Annotated in this window: 18 protein-coding genes; 3 read left to right on the top strand and 15 right to left on the bottom strand. The window is 45.7% G+C overall.

Features of this window, described 5'->3' with window-relative positions; translation table 11 throughout:
- From mrdA to leuS, 6 genes are all read right to left on the bottom strand, one after another.
- On the bottom strand, positions 1-1,887 hold the full coding sequence (mrdA, locus tag AC5O63_RS13415; protein WP_494505331.1) for a penicillin-binding protein 2: 1,887 nt from the start codon (positions 1,885-1,887) through the stop codon (positions 1-3).
- 6 nt (positions 1,888-1,893) lie between these two features.
- On the bottom strand, positions 1,894-2,364 hold the full coding sequence (rlmH, locus tag AC5O63_RS13410; RefSeq protein ID WP_171325349.1) for a 23S rRNA (pseudouridine(1915)-N(3))-methyltransferase RlmH: 471 nt from the start codon (positions 2,362-2,364) through the stop codon (positions 1,894-1,896).
- Between the two features lie 3 nt (positions 2,365-2,367).
- Positions 2,368-2,712, bottom strand: a complete 345-nt coding sequence (rsfS, locus tag AC5O63_RS13405) for a ribosome silencing factor (protein ID WP_494505330.1) — start codon at positions 2,710-2,712, stop codon at positions 2,368-2,370.
- Positions 2,713-2,757: 45 nt separating this feature from the next.
- Positions 2,758-3,771, bottom strand: a complete 1,014-nt coding sequence (holA, locus tag AC5O63_RS13400) for a DNA polymerase III subunit delta (protein WP_494505329.1) — start codon at positions 3,769-3,771, stop codon at positions 2,758-2,760.
- Between the two features lie 8 nt (positions 3,772-3,779).
- Entirely contained in the window at positions 3,780-4,427 is a 648-nt protein-coding gene (locus AC5O63_RS13395) for an LPS-assembly lipoprotein LptE (RefSeq protein ID WP_494505328.1), read from the bottom strand.
- Between the two features lie 126 nt (positions 4,428-4,553).
- On the bottom strand, positions 4,554-7,127 hold the full coding sequence (leuS, locus tag AC5O63_RS13390; protein WP_494505327.1) for a leucine--tRNA ligase: 2,574 nt from the start codon (positions 7,125-7,127) through the stop codon (positions 4,554-4,556).
- Between the two features lie 189 nt (positions 7,128-7,316).
- On the opposite strand from leuS, the gene AC5O63_RS13385 reads away from it, so the two are divergent.
- A complete protein-coding gene (locus AC5O63_RS13385; protein ID WP_171325340.1) occupies positions 7,317-7,787 on the top strand; it encodes a zinc ribbon-containing protein in 471 nt (156 codons plus the stop codon).
- Positions 7,788-8,175: 388 nt separating this feature from the next.
- Here the strand turns inward: AC5O63_RS13385 and lnt are convergent, their stop codons facing one another.
- From lnt to miaB, 5 genes are all read right to left on the bottom strand, one after another.
- Complete coding sequence (gene lnt, locus AC5O63_RS13380; protein ID WP_494505326.1) at positions 8,176-9,693, bottom strand: apolipoprotein N-acyltransferase; 1,518 nt, start codon at positions 9,691-9,693, stop codon at positions 8,176-8,178.
- Positions 9,694-9,729: 36 nt separating this feature from the next.
- Positions 9,730-10,629, bottom strand: coding sequence for a CNNM family magnesium/cobalt transport protein CorC (corC, locus tag AC5O63_RS13375; protein ID WP_004746237.1), 900 nt, complete (start codon positions 10,627-10,629; stop codon positions 9,730-9,732).
- Positions 10,630-10,705: 76 nt separating this feature from the next.
- The gene (gene ybeY, locus AC5O63_RS13370) at positions 10,706-11,170 is read right to left on the bottom strand and encodes an rRNA maturation RNase YbeY (protein ID WP_004746236.1); all 465 of its coding nucleotides are present in this window, start codon (positions 11,168-11,170) and stop codon (positions 10,706-10,708) included.
- The gene (locus AC5O63_RS13365) at positions 11,167-12,276 is read right to left on the bottom strand and encodes a PhoH family protein (protein ID WP_004746235.1); all 1,110 of its coding nucleotides are present in this window, start codon (positions 12,274-12,276) and stop codon (positions 11,167-11,169) included. The genes ybeY and AC5O63_RS13365 overlap by 4 nt, the downstream gene beginning before the upstream one ends.
- A gap of 108 nt (positions 12,277-12,384) precedes the next feature.
- Positions 12,385-13,809, bottom strand: a complete 1,425-nt coding sequence (gene miaB, locus AC5O63_RS13360) for a tRNA (N6-isopentenyl adenosine(37)-C2)-methylthiotransferase MiaB (protein WP_494505325.1) — start codon at positions 13,807-13,809, stop codon at positions 12,385-12,387.
- A gap of 286 nt (positions 13,810-14,095) precedes the next feature.
- Here miaB and AC5O63_RS13355 point away from each other — a divergent pair, with 286 nt between their 5' ends.
- Positions 14,096-15,274: a 2-octaprenyl-3-methyl-6-methoxy-1,4-benzoquinol hydroxylase gene (locus AC5O63_RS13355; protein ID WP_494505324.1), complete on the top strand. Its 1,179-nt coding sequence runs from the start codon at positions 14,096-14,098 to the stop codon at positions 15,272-15,274.
- 72 nt (positions 15,275-15,346) lie between these two features.
- Here the strand turns inward: AC5O63_RS13355 and crr are convergent, their stop codons facing one another.
- The 4 genes from crr to cysK all read right to left on the bottom strand — a co-directional run bounded on the left by crr (position 15,347) and on the right by cysK (position 19,349).
- Entirely contained in the window at positions 15,347-15,856 is a 510-nt protein-coding gene (gene crr, locus AC5O63_RS13350) for a PTS glucose transporter subunit IIA (RefSeq protein WP_004746232.1), read from the bottom strand.
- 104 nt (positions 15,857-15,960) lie between these two features.
- Positions 15,961-17,685 (bottom strand): phosphoenolpyruvate-protein phosphotransferase PtsI, encoded by a 1,725-nt coding sequence (ptsI, locus tag AC5O63_RS13345; protein ID WP_171325316.1) that lies wholly within the window; start codon positions 17,683-17,685, stop codon positions 15,961-15,963.
- A 137-nt stretch (positions 17,686-17,822) separates the two neighbouring features.
- The gene (locus AC5O63_RS13340; RefSeq protein ID WP_004415108.1) at positions 17,823-18,080 is read right to left on the bottom strand and encodes an HPr family phosphocarrier protein; all 258 of its coding nucleotides are present in this window, start codon (positions 18,078-18,080) and stop codon (positions 17,823-17,825) included.
- Between the two features lie 300 nt (positions 18,081-18,380).
- Positions 18,381-19,349 carry a cysteine synthase A gene (gene cysK, locus AC5O63_RS13335; protein WP_004746230.1) on the bottom strand — a complete coding sequence of 323 codons (969 nt, stop codon included), beginning with the start codon at positions 19,347-19,349 and terminating at the stop codon, positions 18,381-18,383.
- A gap of 141 nt (positions 19,350-19,490) precedes the next feature.
- Here cysK and AC5O63_RS13330 point away from each other — a divergent pair.
- A partial coding sequence (locus AC5O63_RS13330; protein ID WP_494505323.1) for a hypothetical protein occupies positions 19,491-19,722 on the top strand: 232 nt, incomplete at its 3' end.

The raw sequence follows: 19,722 nt of genomic DNA, 5'->3' as shown, positions 1-19,722 counted from the left end.
TTATTTCGCCTCTTGATTGTCTACGAGAACGTGGTCAAATAGTCTTCTTACTACCGGAGCCGCTTGAGAGGAACCACCGCCAGCATTTTCTAAAACGATAGTGACTATCAGCTGTGGATCTTCAATCGGAGCGAAACCGGTAAACAGAGCGTGATCGCGTAGGTGTTCAGCAATTTCGTCAGCATTGTATTCTTCGTCTTCACCGAGGCCAAAGACCTGAGCAGTACCTGACTTTCCGCCACTCATATAAGGCGTTTTATAGAAGGCGCGACGTGCCGTCCCTTTTTTGCCATGGTTTACCAAGCGCATGCCTTCAATAGCTAAGTCCCAGTAACGTTTTTTAACGCCTTCAATCGGAGGGTAGGTATACGTTTCTAATGTCGACAGTTCATGTCTTTCAAACTTTTCACCATTAACTATGGTCGCCCTGAGTAGGTGCGGTGCAACGCGCTTGCCTCGGTTAACCAAAACAGACGTCGCTTTGGCTATCTGCATCGGTGTTGCTGTCCAGTAGCCTTGTCCGATACCAACAGGAATCGTGTCACCTTGGTACCATGGCACACGGTGGCGAGCCATTTTCCACTCACGAGTTGGCATATTGGCTTTGCTCTCTTCGTGGATATCAATACCCGTATAGTCTCCGAAACCAAACATCATCATCCAGCGGGATATGCGGTCAATGCCCATGTCATAAGCAATTTGATAGAAGAAGGTATCGACAGATTCCTCGATCGACTTAACGATATCAACTTTACCATGTCCCCATGCTAACCAGTCGCGGAAAGGTCGTGTTTTTGAATTTGGTATTCTCCAATAACCTGGGTCGTTACGCGTTGTATAAGGCGTGATAACCCCTTCTTCCAAAGCGGCCACGGCCATAAACGGTTTGATGGTTGAGGCAGGAGGATAAATACCAAGCGTCGCGCGGTTAACCAGTGGGCGGTTCTTGTCGTTTAAGAGAGCACTGTAGGCCTTGCCCGAAATACCATGTACAAAGGCATTAGGATCGTAGCTTGGGCTCGATACCATTGCTAAAACACCATTGTCTTTAGGATCTAAAACAATTGCGCTACCACGACGATCGGCAAGCAGTTCATGGATATAGAGCTGTAAATCAATATCGAGGTTTAGAACGATATCTTTGCCAGGAACAGGGGGCACATATTTAAGCGTTCGAATCACTCGACCACGGCTGTTCACTTCAACTTCTTGGTAACCAGCGGTTCCATGCAGTAAGTCTTCGTAGAAGCGTTCAATACCTAGCTTACCGATGTCACGTGTCGCTTGATAGTTTGCTTCTTTTTCTTCACGGATCAGGCGTTGAATGTCTCGGTCATTGATTCGAGAGACATAGCCAATCACATGAGTAAGCACTTCACCATAAGGGTAGTGACGCTTAAGGGCGGCATTAATCGATACCCCAGGGAAGTTGTGCTGGTTGACCGAGAACTTCGCGGCTTGCTCTTGAGTTAACTGAGTCAGGATAGGGACGGATTTAAAGCGACGTGTCTGACGACGTTCACGCTTAAAACGCTCTATCTGTTCGGGGGTAATGGTTAGGATCTCTTGTAGACGACGGATAGTATCGTCCATATCCTTAACTTTCTCTGGGGTGATCTCAAGACTAAACACTGGACGGTTCTCTGCCAGTAGCTTTCCATTGCGATCATAGATCAGCCCGCGGTTAGGGGCGATAGGTACAACCTTAATCCGGTTGTCATTAGAGCGAGTTTTATAGTCTTGGTACTGATTGATCTGGATGTTGTATAGGTTGGTGATCAACACGCCTACTAGTGCCACAATACCAATGAAAGCGACGATAGCACGACTTCTAAACAGTCGTGCTTCTTCATGGTAATCCCTTATCCGGGTACGCTTCCTTAACATTAATCGTTATTCTCGATGGTAAGGGTGGTTAGCAGTGATGCTCCACGCTCTATATAAACTCTCAGCCATGACAATGCGTACTAATGGGTGAGGCAAGGTTAATGCTGATAAAGACCAGCTTTGATCGGCTGCGGCTTTACATGCAGGGGCGAGACCTTCAGGACCACCGATTAGAATCGATACGTCTCTTCCATCCAACTTCCAGCTCTCTAGTTGCTGCGCTAATTGTGGGGTATCCCACTTTTTGCCAGGGATGTCGAGAGTAACAATTCGATTGCCTTTTGGCACGGCTGCCAACATGGCTTCGCCTTCTTTTTGCAGAATTCTTGCAATATCGGCATTTTTTCCGCGTTTTCCGGCGCTTATTTCGACAAGCTCAAGTGGCATATCATGAGGAAAACGGCGGCGATACTCTTGGAAGCCCTCTTCGACCCACTTTGGCATCTTGGTTCCAACGGCAACGAGCTGTATTTTCATCGCTTAGCCCCAAAGCTTTTCCAGTTGGTAAAGCTCACGATGCTCTTCTTGCATCACATGAACAATAGTGCTGCCCATATCCAATACCACCCATTCTCCCTCGGCTTCACCGTCTATACCTAGTGGCTCCAGACCTGCTAGTTTTGATTCTTTAGCAACATGCTCGGCGATAGAAACAACGTGGCGCTTTGACGTGCCAGTACAAACGATCATGAAGTCTGTAATACTTGATTTACCCTGAACATCGATGGTTTTGATATCTTGAGCTTTCATGTCGTCAGCTTTGTCAGCAAGGAAGTTGTTTAACTCTTCAAATTGCAAGGTGTTGTCCTCGTTGGTGTTGTGCATATACACAGGGTTGATTGTTTGCGGCGGCGAAGTATATCACGCTTTTTAAAGCTTCACTTGCGGCAAGCAAATCTCAGTACTCAACTGGTGTAATAGTGGCCAGCTAGACTGGTCGTATTTTGTTTTTACCAATAGCTCGATTTTTGCGAGCAACTGGAGAAGCTGCATGATTTTTTCGGGCTGCAAGCGGTTTAAAGCTGACGAGTACAGTGGGCGTTTTGATTGCCAAACACGGTAGCTTTCAAAAACTTGGCCAATGGGCTTAGTTTTAATTTGGATCGCCATGTTGAGAAGCTGAGTGAGCTCTTTTTGTATCGTACGCGCGAGTATCACGCTCTCAATTCCTTCCGCCTCAAGTTGGCGTAAAATACGCTGTGAGCGCTTGGCCTTACCCGCTAATAAGGCATCTACCCAATGAAAAGCGGTGAAGTGGTTGTGGCGGCTGAGAGATTCCTCTAAACGCACCAAATTCAACACGCCATCAGGATAGAGTAATGCGAGCTTTTCGAGGCTTTGAGTCAAAGCAAACAGATTGCCCTCATGCCATTGGACGAGCATCTGTACTGCTTCTTGATCTGGCTTAAGGTTGAGTGCTCGGCAACGTGCTTGGACGAATTGCGGCAATCTTTGGATATCAGGTGTTAAGCAATTCACCCAACAACCTTGGGCAGACAGCGCTTTAAACCATTTTGCGTTTTCTTGAGTTTTGGTCAGTTTGCTACCAATGACAACTAACAACACATCGCTATGAATCAATTCAGCAACAGCAACTAGCTCTTTAGCGATCGCGGCATTGACCCCTGACTCAGGCAGTTCCAGTTCAATGACTTGTCTGGCTGAAAACAAGCTCATGGCCTGACAGCTGTCATAAACAAGATTCCAGTCAAATGAACTATCGATAGCAAAGCGGTGTCTTTCTTCGAATCCTTGTGCAAAGGCGGCTTTTTGAATCGACTGGCGAGACTCTTGGATAAGGAGTGGTTCGTTGCCAAAGATAAGGTAAGTAGGGTGGAGCTGCTTGGTAAGCTGCTCCACTAAACGGTCGGCGAAGATTCGCATAATGGTAATTAGTTAGCTGGGACTTCAGAAGTGACGTTACCCTGAGCATCTTCAGCGTAAAATGTTTTCACGCGGTATTGCTCTTCTTCCACTTTTAGTAAAGCTTCTTGTTCTTCTTCCAACAGCTCGTTTGCTTCGATGTCTGCTTTCAAGCGAGCCATTTGACGAATGATCTGTGAAGCGGCTAGCTTACGCATTTCATCTTCAATCATGTCTCGTTCTACTGACTTAGCAAGTGCGGTTAATGGGTTATCTAGGTAGCTACGCGTTACGCTGGTAGAGAAGGTCTTTGAACCTAGCTCTGGAACCGTCACGCGGTAAGAGGCACGGAAGGTAAGCTCGATTTCCGCTGCACGAGTGTTTTGGTAAAGCGATAGTGTACGCTCACCCACACCTTCGCTCAGTAGGTGTAAGTTAGGAATGTTAGCGGCTGGCGGAACGACATTAATTTCGCTCATACGCAGTTGCCCTTTCATCATACGTGTAAAGCTGCTGTATTGGTCGTAGCTGGTAAGAGACATGGTTTCTAACTCTTCAGGAACCGAGTAGTCACCACGTAGATGGAAACCACAAGCAGACAATAAACTTGCCATTAGAACAACACTGGTGAGTTTTACAGAAGAAAATGAAATAAGGCGCGACGCACTACGAAACATGGATTTAGGGCTCTCGATTATTGGAATACTTATCTTAGGGTTCTAATACCTAGAATAGCTGATAAAACACTAAGATAAGTAAAGCAGGGTAACAATATACCCTGCTTATGACTTAAGAAGCGACGATTAGTTCGCAACAATGTTTAGAAGTTTACCCGGTACGTAAATCACTTTACGAATCGTTTTATCTTCTGTGAACTTAGTAACGTTTTCATCGTTTAGACCTAGAGCTTCAATATCTTCTTTAGAGATATCCGCTGGTACAGTCAGTTTCGCACGTAGCTTGCCGTTTACTTGAACGATGATCAGCTTCTCGTCTTCAACCAGTGCTTTCTCGTCGTGAGTTGGCCATGCTGCGTTGTCGATATCTTCTTGACCCAACGCTGCCCACATTTCGAATGAGATGTGCGGAGTGATTGGGTAAAGCATTGCAACAACTGCTTTCAGAGCCTCGTCAAGGATTGCACGATCTTGCGCTGATTCTTGAGGTGCTTTCGCTAGCTTGTTCATCAGTTCCATGATTGCTGCGATTGCTGTGTTGAACGTTTGACGACGAGCGATATCGTCAGTCACTTTAGCGATAGTCTTGTGAACGTCACGACGAAGTGCTTTTTGATCGCCAGACAGTGCTGATGCATCAACAGCTTCTGCCGCGCCTTTCGACGCGTGCTCGTTAACAAGTTTCCAAACACGTTTTAGGAAGCGGTTAGCACCTTCTACGCCAGATTCTTGCCACTCAAGCGTCATGTCTGCAGGTGATGCAAACATCATAAATAGACGTACTGTGTCAGCACCGTACTTGTCTACCATCTCTTGTGGGTCGATACCGTTGTTCTTCGACTTAGACATCTTGATCATGCCTGAGTGTGTTACGTCACGACCTTCGTTGTCTTTAGCAGAAGTGATGCGGCCTTTACCGTCACGCTCTACAGCAACGTCAGTTGGAGCAACCCACTCTTTACCGCCTTTGTCGTTCTCGTGGTAGAACGCATCTGCTAGTACCATGCCTTGACATAGTAGTTGCTTGAATGGCTCGTCAGATGTTACGTAACCTGCGTCACGTAGCAGTTTGTGGAAGAAGCGCGAGTACAGTAGGTGCATACAAGCGTGCTCGATACCACCGATGTACTGGTCTACTGGTAGCCAGTAGTTCGCTTTTTCTGGGTCTAGAATGTCATCAGCTTGTGGTGAACAGTAACGTGCGTAGTACCAAGAAGACTCCATGAAGGTATCGAACGTATCTGTCTCACGTAGAGCAGGCTCGCCGTTAAAGGTAGTCTTCGCCCACTCTTTATCAGCTTTAATTGGGCTTGTTACGCCATCCATTACCACGTCTTCAGGAAGAATTACTGGCAGTTGGTCAGCTGGTACTGGGTGAACTTCACCATCTTCAGTGGTGACCATTGGGATTGGTGCGCCCCAGTAACGTTGACGAGATACACCCCAGTCACGTAGACGGAAGTTAACTGTCTTAGTGCCTTTGCCTTCTGCTTCTAGCTTGGCTGCGATTGCATCGAATGCTGCTTGGAATTCAAGACCGTCGAATTCACCTGAATCGAACAGTACGCCTTTCTCGGTGTACGCTTCTTCAGAGATGTTCAGCTCGCTGTCGTCAGCAGGTTTGATCACAGGTACGATATCTAGACCGTACTTAGTTGCGAATTCGTAATCACGTTGGTCGTGTGCAGGTACTGCCATTACAGCGCCTGTACCGTAGTCCATCAGTACGAAGTTAGCGACGTACACTGGAACTTCACGACCGTTCAATGGGTGAACAGCAGTAAGGCCAGTCGCCATACCTTTCTTCTCCATTGTCGCAAGCTCAGCCTCTGCTACTTTGTTGTTCTTACACTCTTCGATGAACGCTGCAAGCTCAGGGTTGTTCTCAGCTGCGATTGCCGCTAGAGGGTGACCTGCTGCGATACCAACGTAAGTCACACCCATTAGTGTGTCAGGACGTGTGGTGTAAACTTCTAGATCTTGTTGACCCTTAACTTCAAACTTAAGCTCAACACCTTCAGAGCGACCGATCCAGTTGCGCTGCATGGTCTTAACCATTTCAGGCCAGCCATCTAGGTTGTCTAGATCGTCTAGAAGCTCTTGAGCGTATTCAGTGATCTTGATGAACCACTGTGGAATCTCTTTTTGCTCTACTGGAGTATCACAGCGCCAGCAGCAACCATCTTCAACCTGCTCGTTTGCAAGAACAGTTTGGTCGTTTGGACACCAGTTAACTGAAGAGGTCTTTTTGTAAACTAAGCCTTTGTTGTAAAGCTTAGTGAAGAACTCTTGTTCCCAACGGTAGTACTCAGGCGTACAAGTCGCGAACTCACGGTTCCAGTCGTAACCAAAGCCTAGAAGTTTAAGCTGGTTTTTCATGTACTCGATGTTTTCGTAAGTCCATGGTGCAGGCGCTGTGTTGTTCTTCACAGCCGCGTTTTCTGCCGGTAGACCAAATGCATCCCAACCGATTGGTTGCATTACGTTTTTACCTTGCAGGCGTTGGAAACGAGAGACTACATCACCGATAGTGTAGTTACGCACGTGACCCATGTGCAGTCGGCCACTTGGGTAAGGGAACATGGATAGACAGTAGAATTTTTCTTTATTTGGGTCTTCACTTACAACAAAGGTCTTATTGTTGTCCCAGTGCTGTTGAACTTTTTGTTCAATATCTTGCGGGTTGTATTGTTCTTGCATCGATGATGTCCGGTTATCTTGGAATTTGTGAGTTCGGTTAGAACAGACTTAAATAGATCGTCATAGAATACCTAAAGGAAAGGTGCACAACAATAGCCAATCCATACTCTCCTTAGCTTTAAATGGTTAGGGGGCGACCTTGAGTCGACATATCGAGTTTGTTTGTGAGATTCATTACGGAGGTCAGCGATGCCAAAAAGAAAAGCAGGTTATGAAGAGATGCTTGAAGACGTTGTGGAAACGCTCAAGCACAGCCCAGATGAAGTTAATAATGTTATTGAAACTTCAGGGAAAGTAGCGCAAGCCGCCAATGATCTCACTAAAGATGAGTTGGCTTTGGTTTCGGCGTACGTGAAGTCGGATTTAAAAGAGTTCGCTGATAACTACGAAGAATCCAAAGGTGGACCATTCTATTTGATGGTCGCTGACTCGATTTGGCAGGGTCTGTTAGATATTACTGACCGGACTAAAGTGGAGTGGGTAGAGCTGTTCCAAGATCTCGAACATCAAGGTCTGTATCAGGCTGGTGAAGTGATTGGATTAGGGGTATTGGTCTGTGATGAATGTGGACATAAGACACAATATAACCACCCAACGGTGATCATCCCTTGTACCAATTGCGGACATAAAGGGTTTAGCCGTCAGGCGCTTAAGCCTTGAAGAGATGGAACGGACTTCGTCCTACGGGATGCGGGAACGGACCTTCGTCCTATGGAATACTTCGTTTCGGGAAAACGGGATCGGGCTTCGCCCTTCGAGAGGAGAGCGACGCTATATGACGTCATTCCCTAGACTGACGAAGGAAGGAGTAGGGAATCTCTTAATGTATTCGACTCGCTTCTAGAGATCCCCAACTCGCTCGTCCCTCGCTCTTGAGGATGACTGAGTAATTTATTGAAAATAAAAAGGGTTGATACCATGTACCAACCCTCAAAAACTATCCAGTTATCCAGTTATCCAGTTATCCAGTTATCCAGTTATCCAGTTATCCAGTTATCTGTAGGACGAAGTCCGTTCCCGCATCCCGCTTCCATAAGCGTAGCGTTCCCTAACTCGCTATTGTCCTAGCTCTCCACCCAACAACTAAACTCAACACAACCCAAATATACATCGGCCAGGTGCCAAACTGACGGTAAGGGGTTTCGCCGGATGTCGATGGGATCTCGGCGCGTAAAACAGCGGTTTCGAATTGCGGTACTTGAGCTGTGATATGACCTTTATGGTCTGTCACGGCTGTGACACCGTTATTGGTGGCGCGAATAACAGGTTTACCAAGCTCAAGTGCTCGCATACGGGCGATTTCCATATGTTGCAGCGGGCCAATTGAGTGTCCGAACCAAGCGTCGTTAGACAGAGTGAGGATAAAATCTGTGTCTTGATTGACGTTTTGTCTTACCTGCTCATTAAAGATGATTTCATAACAAAGAGCTGGGGCCATTTGTTTGCCATTGGCGTCAATGTTGGGTTGGACAAAATCACCACGGCTAAATGAAGACATCGGTAGATTAAAAAACGGCGCGATTGGTCGCAGCACTTCTTCGAATGGGACAAACTCACCAAACGGCAGTAGGTGATGCTTATGGTAACGAAGGCTCATGTCGTAGCTGTAATCCCCATTCGGGTTTTTACCGAGTGTGAGAATGCTGTTGTAGAACTTCTTATCTTCGCCTTGATTGACGATTCCTGTTATCACCGCACTGTTATTCATACGCGCTGCGGAATCGAGATTACTTAGGAAAGAGGAAATCTCGTACTCAAGCGCTGGTATCGCGGCTTCCGGCCAAATGATGATGTCCGCATCCCAGTTCTCACGAGTAAGGTCGGTGTACTTCAGAATGGTTGGCCATCGTTGGCTTGGCTGCCACTTTAACTCTTGTGCGATGTTACCTTGAATGAGCGCAACTTTGGTGGTTTGCTCAGGGTTTGGTGTTACCCACTGAGCAGACTGCAAGCCAAAACCTGTCATAAAGATAGCTGATGGGATGAGTAGCAGTAACCATTGGCGATGTAAGCTGGCATAAGCGATGGCTCCTGCACTGACAACCATTAGTAAGGTTATAAACTCTACGCCGCCAAGGGGAGCGAAATTACCCAAAGGACTGTCTATTTGGCTGTAACCTAGCCATAACCAAGGGAAACCCGTCATGACCCAACCACGGAGCCAGTCACAGATAAGCCATAGCGCAGGTGCGACCAACATGTATCGAGTACGTGTTGATGCAGGGAAGAAGCGATTAAGACTCCAAGTGAATAGGGCTGAGTAGATGGCTAAGTAACCGACTAGCAGCGCCATGAGAAAGACACTAGCAATTTTCGGCATACCGCCAAAATTATCGATGCTGACATGAACCCAGCTGATGCCAGTCGCAAATTGACCAAGCCCCCATGCATAACCAATCCAAAGTGCACGTTTCGCTGATTGCTGGTGGATGAGTAAAAGAACAATGGCAGGGCTAACAATCGCTAGCGGCCATAATTGATAAGGTGCAAATGCAAGTGTGGTTAAAGCGCCAACAAAAACGGCCGCAAGCGGCCGTTTTAGGCGATGAAAAAGGGAATTTATCATCGTATATATTATCTCTTCCCCTAAGGGAGGTTAGCGTTACTCTTCAGTAGAGTCTGCAATGAGCTCTTCGTCAGGAATGGTAACTTGTAGCTGCACAACACGACGGTTATCTGCTGAAGTCACTTTGAAGTTATACCCTTCAATTTCTACCACCTCGCCACGAGAAGGTAGATGACCAAATGCTGTCATAACCATACCACCTACAGTGTCGACTTCTTCGTCGCTGAAAGAGGTTCCAAACGTATCGTTAAATTCTTCGATAGTGGTTAGAGCCTTCACTGCAAAAGTGTGTTTGCTTAGCTTGCGAATATCCAGTTCTTCTTCATCGTCGAATTCATCTTCGATTTCTCCAACGATTTCCTCAAGGATGTCCTCGATGGTGACAAGACCAGATACGCCGCCAAATTCATCAACAACGATAGACATATGATAACGTTCCTCACGGAACTCTTTGAGTAGGCGATCGACACGCTTACTCTCAGGAACAACGACCGCTGGGCGGATAACTTGCTCGATATCAAATGGCTCGCTGCCAGAACCTAAGTATTTAAGTAAGTCCTTCGCTAACAGAATACCTTCAACATGGTCTTTATCTTCACTGATTACTGGGTAGCGAGAGTGCTGAGCATCAGTGATAAGGTTGATCAGTGCGTCTAAATCGTCACTGCGGTCAACCGTAACCATTTGCGAACGCGGTAACATGATGTCACGCACACGCATTTCAGAGATCTCCATAACACCTTCAAGCATGTCTCGGGTGTCGTGGTCGATCAGGTCATTTTCTTCAGAGTCACGGATCACATCCACAAGCTCTTGGCGATCTTTTGGTTCACCTTGAAAAAGTTGACCTAGGCGTCCGAAGAAGGACTTTCTACTCGGACCTTCAGATTTTTCTTTCTTACCTTCTAGAGAAGAGGGCGAATTGTCTTCGTTCATTGTTTCTCATTTAAGTAACGCTATCAGATGTGTGATAGCTCACGTTGGTAAAACCGAGTTGAAAACAGCCTCGATTTTACGCTTTCTCATCAATGTAGGGGTCTTCGAAACCCATACCTTGCATGATTTCTGTTTCGAGTGACTCCATCTCTTCCGCTTCGTCATCATCGATATGATCATAACCTAGCAGATGCAGGCTACCATGTACAACCATATGCGCCCAGTGAGCCATTAGAGGTTTGTTTTGCTCTACCGCTTCACGTTCTACAACTTGTCGGCAGATGATCAGATCTCCGAGCAAATCCATCTCAATACCCGGAGGCGCTTCAAATGGAAAAGAGAGCACATTGGTCGGCTTATCTTTGCCACGATAGTCATGGTTAAGTTGATGGCTTTCTTGTTCATCAACCAAACGCACAGTCACTTCGGCTTGCGGTTGGAATTTTGTCACCGCTGAGCTTAACCAGAGATGAATATCATCAAAACTTGGTAAGCCTTTTTCATCTTCGACCGCTAATTGTAGATCTAGTTCGATACTCATGACTTACCTTCAGCTGTTTCAGCTTGTACTTTTTTTGAAAGCTCAGCTTTAGCCGTTTCGATCAATTGTGCTTCGCGCTCTTCACGACGTTTCTTTTCGAACTCTTTGCGTTCTTTTTGATCTTTCGCTTCCCATTTCTCATACGCGTTAACGATACGTGCAACAACTGGGTGGCGAACAACGTCGTCAGACTGGAAGAAGTTAAAGCTGATGTCATCAACTTCGCTCAACACCTCAATGGCATGGCGTAGCCCAGACTTAGCACCTCGCGGCAAGTCGATCTGGGTGATATCACCTGTGATCACGGCGCGCGAGTTAAAACCAATACGCGTTAGGAACATTTTCATCTGCTCCACGGTAGTGTTTTGGCTTTCATCCAAGATGATGAAAGCATCATTGAGGGTACGACCACGCATATAAGCCAGTGGTGCAACTTCAATCACGTTGCGTTCAATCAGTTTTTCAACCTTTTCGAAGCCGAGCATTTCGAATAGGGCGTCATAGAGCGGACGAAGGTATGGGTCGACTTTCTGGCTCAAATCACCCGGTAAGAAGCCGAGTTTCTCACCCGCTTCAACCGCAGGGCGAGTCAGTAAGATGCGACGAATTTCTTGACGCTCTAAAGCATCTACCGCAGCCGCAACCGCCAGATAGGTTTTACCTGTACCCGCAGGACCGATGCCGAAAGAGATGTCATGCGTCACCATGTTCATCAGGTACTGACCTTGGTTTGGTGTACGTGGTTTGATGACACCCTTTTTGGTCTTGATGAACACTTCTTTACCGTGCTCGAAGCTTGACTCAAGGTCTTGCTCTAAAACACCTGTCTCTTTGATCGCAAGGTGAATTTCATCTGGTTCTACATCTGGAATATTGCCACGAACAGGAGCGGTATTGACGTAAAGTGTTTTGATGATTTCAAGTGCTGCAGCGCTAGTGTGTGGTTTACCAACGATAGTAAAAAAGTTGCCACGGTAGCTGATTTCAACGCCTAAACGACGCTCTAAGTGCTTGATATTGTCATCGAAAGGACCGCACAAACTGGCTAAGCGGCGGTTATCAGAAGGTTCTAGATTGATTTCTAGAGTTACAATTTTATTGCTCAAAGTTGCCTCTCAAAATATGCCATTCGAAAGAAGCCCGATTTAGACCGGGCTTCTAATGGCGATCGTTACCTATCTCTAAGATGGTAACTTATACAGCTATTTTCAAGCTTAAGGCGTAAAAGTCGCTACACCTAGCTCATCTTCACGTTTGGTGCGAGCCATCATTTGAGTTGGTGAAATGATAGATCGTAGGTCCATATCTTTTTCAGTACGAACCAATTCGCCACGTAGTGAGTTAGCGAAAACGTCAGTGATCTTCACATCAACAAACTGACCGATTAAGTCTGCGCTGCCTTCGAAGTTAACCACGCGGTTGTTCTCTGTACGTGCGCGAAGTTCCATTAGATTCTTTTTCGATGGGCCTTCAACAAGAACGCGTTGTTCAGTATCAAGCATTAAGCGAGAGTAACGCATAGCTTGCGTGTTTACGGTTTGCTGCAGTTCGTATAGACGTTCTTTCTTTTCTTGCTCTGGTACATCACATGGATAGTCCGCCGCTGGCGTTCCCGGACGAGGAGAGAAGATAAAGCTAAAGCTCATATCAAAATCAACGTCTTTGATTAGCTTCATCGTATCTTGGTGATCTTTCGCCGTTTCGCCTGGGAAGCCAACAATGAAGTCAGAACTGATTTGAATATCAGGACGCGCTTTACGCAGCTTACGAATGATCGACTTGTATTCAATCGCTGTGTGTGGACGCTTCATCATCGTCAGAATACGGTCACTACCACTTTGTACAGGTAGGTGCAGGAAGCTCACAAGCTCAGGAGTATCTTCGTAAACGGCGATGATGTCGTCAGTGAATTCTAGTGGGTGACTAGTTGTGAAACGAATACGGTCGATGCCATCAATAGAGGCAACTAGGCGTAGTAACTCTGCGAAAGAGCAAATATCGCCTTCATGGGTTGGACCACGGTACGCGTTTACGTTCTGGCCTAATAGGTTTACTTCACGTACGCCTTGATCAGCAAGCTGGGCGATTTCGAATAGAACGTCATCCATAGGACGGCTAACTTCTTCACCGCGAGTGTACGGTACTACGCAGTAAGTACAGTACTTAGAACAGCCTTCCATGATTGAAACGAACGCGGTTGCACCTTCAGCACGAGGCTCTGGTAGACGGTCAAACTTCTCGATCTCAGGGAAAGAGATATCCATAACAGGCGCTTCATTTGACTGTGACTGTTTGATCATCTCTGGCAGACGGTGCAGTGTCTGTGGGCCAAAGATAACGTCAACAAATGGCGCACGCTCGCGGATGTGGTCACCTTCTTGAGTAGCAACACAGCCGCCAACACCAATTACCACACCTTCTTTTTTATCTTTTAGCGTTTTCCAACGACCAAGCTGGTGGAATACTTTTTCTTGCGCTTTTTCGCGAATTGAACAGGTATTAAGAAGTAGTACATCTGCCTCTTCTGGTTCTTCCGTCAGCTCATAGCCGTTAGCCGCGTTCAGTAGATCCGCCATTTTTGATGAATCGTATTCGTTCATCTGGCAGCCCCAGGTTTTGATTAGCAGTTTCTTACTCATTTTGTTCGCTCGATCGTTAGTTTAAATTAAGGGAGCAAATCGCCCAATGTTTCCAGTAAGTCATCCATTTGAGTTTAATGTATGACTAAATTTTGTGCCTATAGATTGGCAAGCGGCGTATTGTACTGGTTTAAAAACCTACTGACTAGTGTTGCTGTAAAATCTATTCAAAGCGTTATCAATCAAGGGATTTGCCCATAGTGCGCCTGAGGTTTTTCGTTACATTTTAGTAATGAAAACGTACAATAAAAAACAGCCAAATAATCAATATGATGAAGTATAAATTATGACCAAGTTTGATGTTGCAGTGATTGGTGGTGGCATGGTTGGAGCGGCTACTGCTATCGGGTTTGCCAAGCAGGGTAGGAAAGTTGCGCTTGTCGAAGGTTTCGCGCCAAAAGCTTTTTCTCCAGAGCAGCCAATGGATATTCGTGTTTCTGCTATCTCTGAGCATTCGGTTTCCATACTCGATGAACTTGGTGCTTGGCAAAAGATTGAGCAAATGCGCGTCTGCCCATATCGCCGCTTAGAAACGTGGGAACACCCTGAGTGCCGCACTCGTTTTCACTCTGATGCTCTTAACATGCAGCAACTTGGTTATATCGTTGAAAATAGACTGATTCAGCTTGGTTTGTGGCAACAACTAGAGCAGTTCGAAAATATTACGCTGTATTGCCCAGACACGTTAGAAAGCATCAAGTTTGATGAGGTCAATCGAGTCGAACTAACGTCTGGAGAGAGCTTCGACGCTGAATTGATCGTTGGTGCTGATGGAGCGAATTCTAAAGTACGTCACTTGGCAGGAATCGGTATTACCGCTTGGGATTACAGGCAGCATTGTATGTTGATTAATGTCGAAACGGAGCTTGCTCAACAGGACATTACTTGGCAGCAGTTTACCCCGCATGGGCCTCGCTCTTTTTTGCCTTTAGCGACATTAGCTTCTCAATCACAGGGAACAGGACAAGGTTCATTAGTCTGGTATGACAGCCCGAAGCGCATAAAGCAGCTCTGTTCGCTGACGCCTGAACAATTGAGAGAAGAAGTCTTAACCCATTTTCCTGCTGAACTTGGCGATATTAAAGTGCTGCAGTTTGGTTCTTTTCCTTTAACTCGTCGTCATGCGCAATCCTATTCTAATAAGAATTGTGTGCTGGTAGGTGACTCTGCACACACCATTAATCCATTGGCAGGGCAAGGCGTCAATCTTGGATTTAAAGATGTCGCAATCTTGCTTGCAGAGTGTGAGGGTAAAACCTCTATTGATGACTCGGTACTGAAGCAATATGAGCGCAAACGCCGACCAGATAATCTGTTAATGCAATCAGGAATGGATCTGTTCTACAAAGGGTTCAGTAACGATATTGGTCCACTAAAACTGGTTCGTAATGCGGCACTTAAAATCGCGGAGAATACCGGGCCTCTTAAAACACAGGTTCTCAAATATGCCTTGGGTTTGAAGTGATTAAACGTGAGATAGATAGAAAACAAAAACGCAGCCTATTGGCTGCGTTTTTTGTGCGTTGCTAAGTAGGAATTACTTAGTTACACGTAGTACTGGAGTTTCACCAACAGTTACAGAACCAGAAAGCTTGTTCAGCTCTTTGATTTCGTCCATGTTAGAGATAACAACAGGAGTTAGAGTAGACTTTGCCTTCTCTTCTAGTAGCGCTAGATCAAACTCGATGATAGTGTCGCCAGCTTTAACTGATTGACCTTCTTCAGCGATACGCTTGAAGCCTTCGCCTTTTAGCTCAACTGTGTCGATACCGAAGTGAACGAATAGTTCAACGCCATCGTCAGACTCGATAGAGAATGCGTGGTTAGTTTCGAAGATCTTACCGATAGTACCGTTTACAGGAGCTACCATCTTGTTGCCAGCAGGCTTGATCGCGATACCGTCACCAACGATTTTCTCAGCGAAAACAACATCTGGCACATCTTCGATATTTACGATTTCACCAGATAGAGGTGCGATAATTTCGATTGCACCTGCTTCTGCGCTGTCGTCAGATACTAGCTTCTTAAGTTTGTCAAACAGACCCATTGTGTCATGCTCCTAACGTTTTATTTAATTCTGTCGAATTATAGTATACCAATCTCAGAAGATAGACGACAATTTTTGCCGCCTATCTTATTGGAATTAGCTGATTATTGAGTTTTCTCTGCGATGAATTTTTCTACAACCGCTTCAATCTCTGCTGCTGTTGGTAGTGAAAGTGCTTCTTCAGCCATTGCTTTCACTTCAGCAAAGTTAGAGTTACGGATGACTTTCTTCACTTTAGGGATAGAGATGCCGCTCATTGAGAACTCGTCTAGACCCATACCTAGTAGAAGAAGTGTTGCACGCTCATCACCTGCAAGCTCACCACACATACCAGTCCATTTACCTTCCGCGTGTGATGCGTCGATAACTTGCTTGATTACAGTCAGCACTGCTGGTGATAGTGGGTTGTATAGGTGAGAGATCATCTCGTTACCACGGTCTACCGCTAGCGTGTACTGAGTTAGGTCGTTCGTACCGATAGAGAAGAATGCCACTTCTTTTGCTAGGTGGTGCGCGATAGCCGCTGCTGCTGGAGTTTCAACCATAACACCGATTTCGATTTCTTCATCGAATGCGTGGCCTTCAGCGCGTAGCTCTGCTTTGTACTCTTCGATTGCTTTCTTAAGCTCACGAATTTCTTCTACAGAGATGATCATTGGGAACATGATACGTAGTTTACCGTGTGCAGAAGCACGTAGGATGCCGCGTAGCTGGTCACGAAGGATTTCACGACGGTCTAAGCTGATACGTACTGCACGCCAGCCTAAGAATGGGTTCATCTCTTGTGGAAGATCCATATATGGAAGATCTTTATCACCACCGATGTCCATTGTACGGATGATTACTGATTCACCGTTCATTGCTTCCGCAACTTCTTTGTACGCTTGGTACTGCTCTTCTTCAGTTGGTAGAGCATCACGGTCCATAAATAGGAACTCAGTACGGTACAGACCAACACCTTCACCACCGTTACGGATGATACCGTCACAGTCTTTAACAGTACCGATGTTACCGCAAACTTCTACGCGGTGACCGTCAGTTGTTTCAGCGTGTAGGTCTTTCAGCTTCGCTAGCTCTTCTTTTTCAGCGATGAAGGCAGCTTTAACTGCTTTCGCTTCTGCTAGTTCGCCTTCAGAAGGGTTGATAACGATCTTGTTGTTCATCGCATCAAGAATCAGCATGTCGCCGTTCTTAACTTGTTTAGTGATGTCGTTAGTACCCACAATCGCTGGAAGCTCAAGAGAGCGCGCCATGATAGAAGTGTGAGAAGTACGACCGCCGATGTCACAAGCGAAACCAAGAACGTAGTCTAGGTTGATTTGTGCTGTTTCAGATGGCGTTAGGTCGTAAGCAACTAGGATAACTTCTTCGTTAATATCGCTTAGAGAAACGATATTGATACCTAGTGCGTTTTTAACAAAGCGCGTGCCGATATCACGGATATCTGTTGCACGTTCTTTTAGGTATTCGTCGTCTAGAGATTCTAGAGCAGATGCTTGCTCTTCGATAACAGTGTGGATAGCGTTATCAGCGTGCATCTTGTCATTTTTGATTAGCGCTAGGATTTCTTCCTCTAGCTCTTCGTCTTCAAGAAGCATGATGTGACCTTCAAAGATCGCTTCTTTTTCTTCACCGAAGGTTTCAAGTGCTTTCTGCTTGATAGTTTCAAGCTGAGCAGATGATTTGTTACGCGCGTCGAAGAAACGGGCAACTTCTGCTTCTACTTGATCATCAGAAATAGTGTTTGTGTTTAGGACAATTTCATCTTCTTGAAGTAGTAGTGCTTTACCGATAGCAATACCAGGAGATGCTAGGATGCCTGAAATCATAGCCTTACCTTAAATTGGTCAACTTTAAAACGGGAGAATAATGAGTGCGCTAACGAATATTTGTAGCTTATATTTGGCCCTATTTCCAACAAAGCCATTTTGCTTTCACAAAATGGCTTTGAAAATAGGAGACCGGATTAGTGTAGTTGATCCATTAGAGCAACTAGGTGGTCAACAGCTTGTTGAGCTTGTGGGCCCTCAGCTGAGATAGAAACTACTGTACCTTTTACTAGGCCAAGAGTTTGTAGCTTGAAAAGGCTCTTAGCGCTAGCGCTTTTACCGTTAGAAGTCACAGTGATGTCCGCGTCGAATGCTTTAGCTTCTTTAACGAACTGTGCAGCTGGACGAGTGTGAAGACCGTTTTCTGCAGTGATTTCTACTTGCTTCTCGTACATGTTATATACCCCAATTGATTTATATTTTGATAGTTTCTTAACCAGATTTAGCTTAACGGTAAATGTACTATTCTGCTAGGCGCATAACGTTCATTTCGTGTCAGAACTGATACTGGTTGTAAATTTAACAATCGCGTCGCCAGTCTATGCTGTTGTTCGCCATTGAGAGAAATTCTCATCTAGCACTTTATTTTGATGCTAGAAATAAAACAGTCCTGATATTACCAAAGGTGAGGCAGGGATCAACAAAAAAGCCCCTGAATGGGGCTTTTTTAGACGAAAAATTGATTTGAACACATATTACTGTTCGTTCTCTTTCTCGGTAAAGATGCCCGCAAACAGGGCTGTGCTTAGGTAACGTTCACCTGAACTTGGAAGAACTGTAACAATTGTTTTCCCTGCAAATTCAGGGAGTTCTGCTAAGCGGTTTGCTGCAACAACAGCTGCACCTGATGAGATACCGGCTAGGATACCTTCTTCTTCCATTAGGCGACGAGCCATCGCGATTGCTTCTTCTGATGTAACCGCTTCAACACGGTCTACAAGTTCTAAATCTAAGTTGCCAGGGATAAATCCAGCACCGATACCTTGGATTTTATGCGGAGCAGGTTGAATTTCGTCACCTGCAAGCGCTTGAGCAATCACTGGAGACTCTGCTGGTTCTACGGCAACAGAAACAATGTTTTTGCCTTTCTCGCCTTTAATGTATCGGCTTGTACCTGTGATAGTACCACCTGTACCCACACCCGCTACGAATACGTCAACTTCACCGTCTGTTGCATCCCAGATTTCAGGACCAGTCGTCTTCTCGTGAATTTGTGGGTTTGCAGGGTTGTTGAACTGTTGTAGTAGTAGGTATTTTTCAGGGTTGCTAGCAACAATCTCTTCTGCTTTAGCAATCGCGCCTTTCATACCTTTTGCTGCTTCCGTTAGCTCAAGGTTTGCACCTAGTGCTTTAAGTAGCTTACGACGCTCTAGGCTCATTGACTCAGGCATTGTTAGCGTTAGCTTGTAACCACGCGCAGCAGCAACGAAAGCCAGTGCCACACCAGTGTTACCACTTGTAGGTTCAACAAGCTCTACGCCAGGCTTAAGTGTGCCAGCCTTTTCCGCTTCCCAAATCATGTTGGCACCGATACGACATTTAACGCTGAAGCTTGGGTTACGTGCTTCAACTTTTGCTAGTACTTTGCCGTTACTAACTTTGTTTAGGCGTACAAGAGGTGTGTTACCAATAGTTTGAGAATTGTCTTCGTAGATTTTACTCATGGTGTGATCCTTCATCTCTGTTCTGTTTCAAGTCTATTTCAAAGCAAACGCTTCAAATAGATGCAGTTCTAGTGAATTGATTTGTAGGATAGAGATTAGGCTAGGTTAAAAAACGAGAAAAGGATTAAATAGTTATATGATATGAAAGGGTGGTGGCTGGGAACGGGCGTTGCCCTATGGATCACTTCGTTTCTGGAGAACGGGATCGGGCTTCGCCCTGCTGGAAAACTAGAGTTGACTCCTCAACCATATCGGAGCAACTTTAGTTATCCAGTTATCCAGTTATCCAGTTATCCAGTTATCCAGTTATCCAGTTATCCAGTTATCCAGTTATCCAGTTATCCAGTTATCCAGTTATCCAGTTATCCAGTTA

The sequence above is a fragment of the Vibrio sp. SCP2 genome, from assembly GCF_059295395.1.
Note: the sequence above shows the minus strand (reverse complement) of the source record. Positions and strands in the feature narration are given on the sequence as shown.

Excerpts from the sequence above, each read along its gene's own strand:
- mrdA (WP_494505331.1), bottom strand. The coding sequence starts at position 1,887 with ATGTTAAGGAAGCGTACCCGGATAAGGGATTACCATGAAGAAGCACGA.
- rlmH (WP_171325349.1), bottom strand. The coding sequence starts at position 2,364 with ATGAAAATACAGCTCGTTGCCGTTGGAACCAAGATGCCAAAGTGGGTC.
- rsfS (WP_494505330.1), bottom strand. The coding sequence starts at position 2,712 with ATGCACAACACCAACGAGGACAACACCTTGCAATTTGAAGAGTTAAAC.
- holA (WP_494505329.1), bottom strand. The coding sequence starts at position 3,771 with ATGCGAATCTTCGCCGACCGTTTAGTGGAGCAGCTTACCAAGCAGCTC.
- AC5O63_RS13395 (WP_494505328.1), bottom strand. The coding sequence starts at position 4,427 with ATGTTTCGTAGTGCGTCGCGCCTTATTTCATTTTCTTCTGTAAAACTC.
- leuS (WP_494505327.1), bottom strand. The coding sequence starts at position 7,127 with ATGCAAGAACAATACAACCCGCAAGATATTGAACAAAAAGTTCAACAG.
- AC5O63_RS13385 (WP_171325340.1), top strand. The coding sequence starts at position 7,317 with ATGCCAAAAAGAAAAGCAGGTTATGAAGAGATGCTTGAAGACGTTGTG.
- lnt (WP_494505326.1), bottom strand. The coding sequence starts at position 9,693 with ATGATAAATTCCCTTTTTCATCGCCTAAAACGGCCGCTTGCGGCCGTT.
- corC (WP_004746237.1), bottom strand. The coding sequence starts at position 10,629 with ATGAACGAAGACAATTCGCCCTCTTCTCTAGAAGGTAAGAAAGAAAAA.
- ybeY (WP_004746236.1), bottom strand. The coding sequence starts at position 11,170 with ATGAGTATCGAACTAGATCTACAATTAGCGGTCGAAGATGAAAAAGGC.
- miaB (WP_494505325.1), bottom strand. The coding sequence starts at position 13,809 with ATGAGTAAGAAACTGCTAATCAAAACCTGGGGCTGCCAGATGAACGAA.
- AC5O63_RS13355 (WP_494505324.1), top strand. The coding sequence starts at position 14,096 with ATGACCAAGTTTGATGTTGCAGTGATTGGTGGTGGCATGGTTGGAGCG.
- crr (WP_004746232.1), bottom strand. The coding sequence starts at position 15,856 with ATGGGTCTGTTTGACAAACTTAAGAAGCTAGTATCTGACGACAGCGCA.
- ptsI (WP_171325316.1), bottom strand. The coding sequence starts at position 17,685 with ATGATTTCAGGCATCCTAGCATCTCCTGGTATTGCTATCGGTAAAGCA.
- AC5O63_RS13340 (WP_004415108.1), bottom strand. The coding sequence starts at position 18,080 with ATGTACGAGAAGCAAGTAGAAATCACTGCAGAAAACGGTCTTCACACT.
- cysK (WP_004746230.1), bottom strand. The coding sequence starts at position 19,349 with ATGAGTAAAATCTACGAAGACAATTCTCAAACTATTGGTAACACACCT.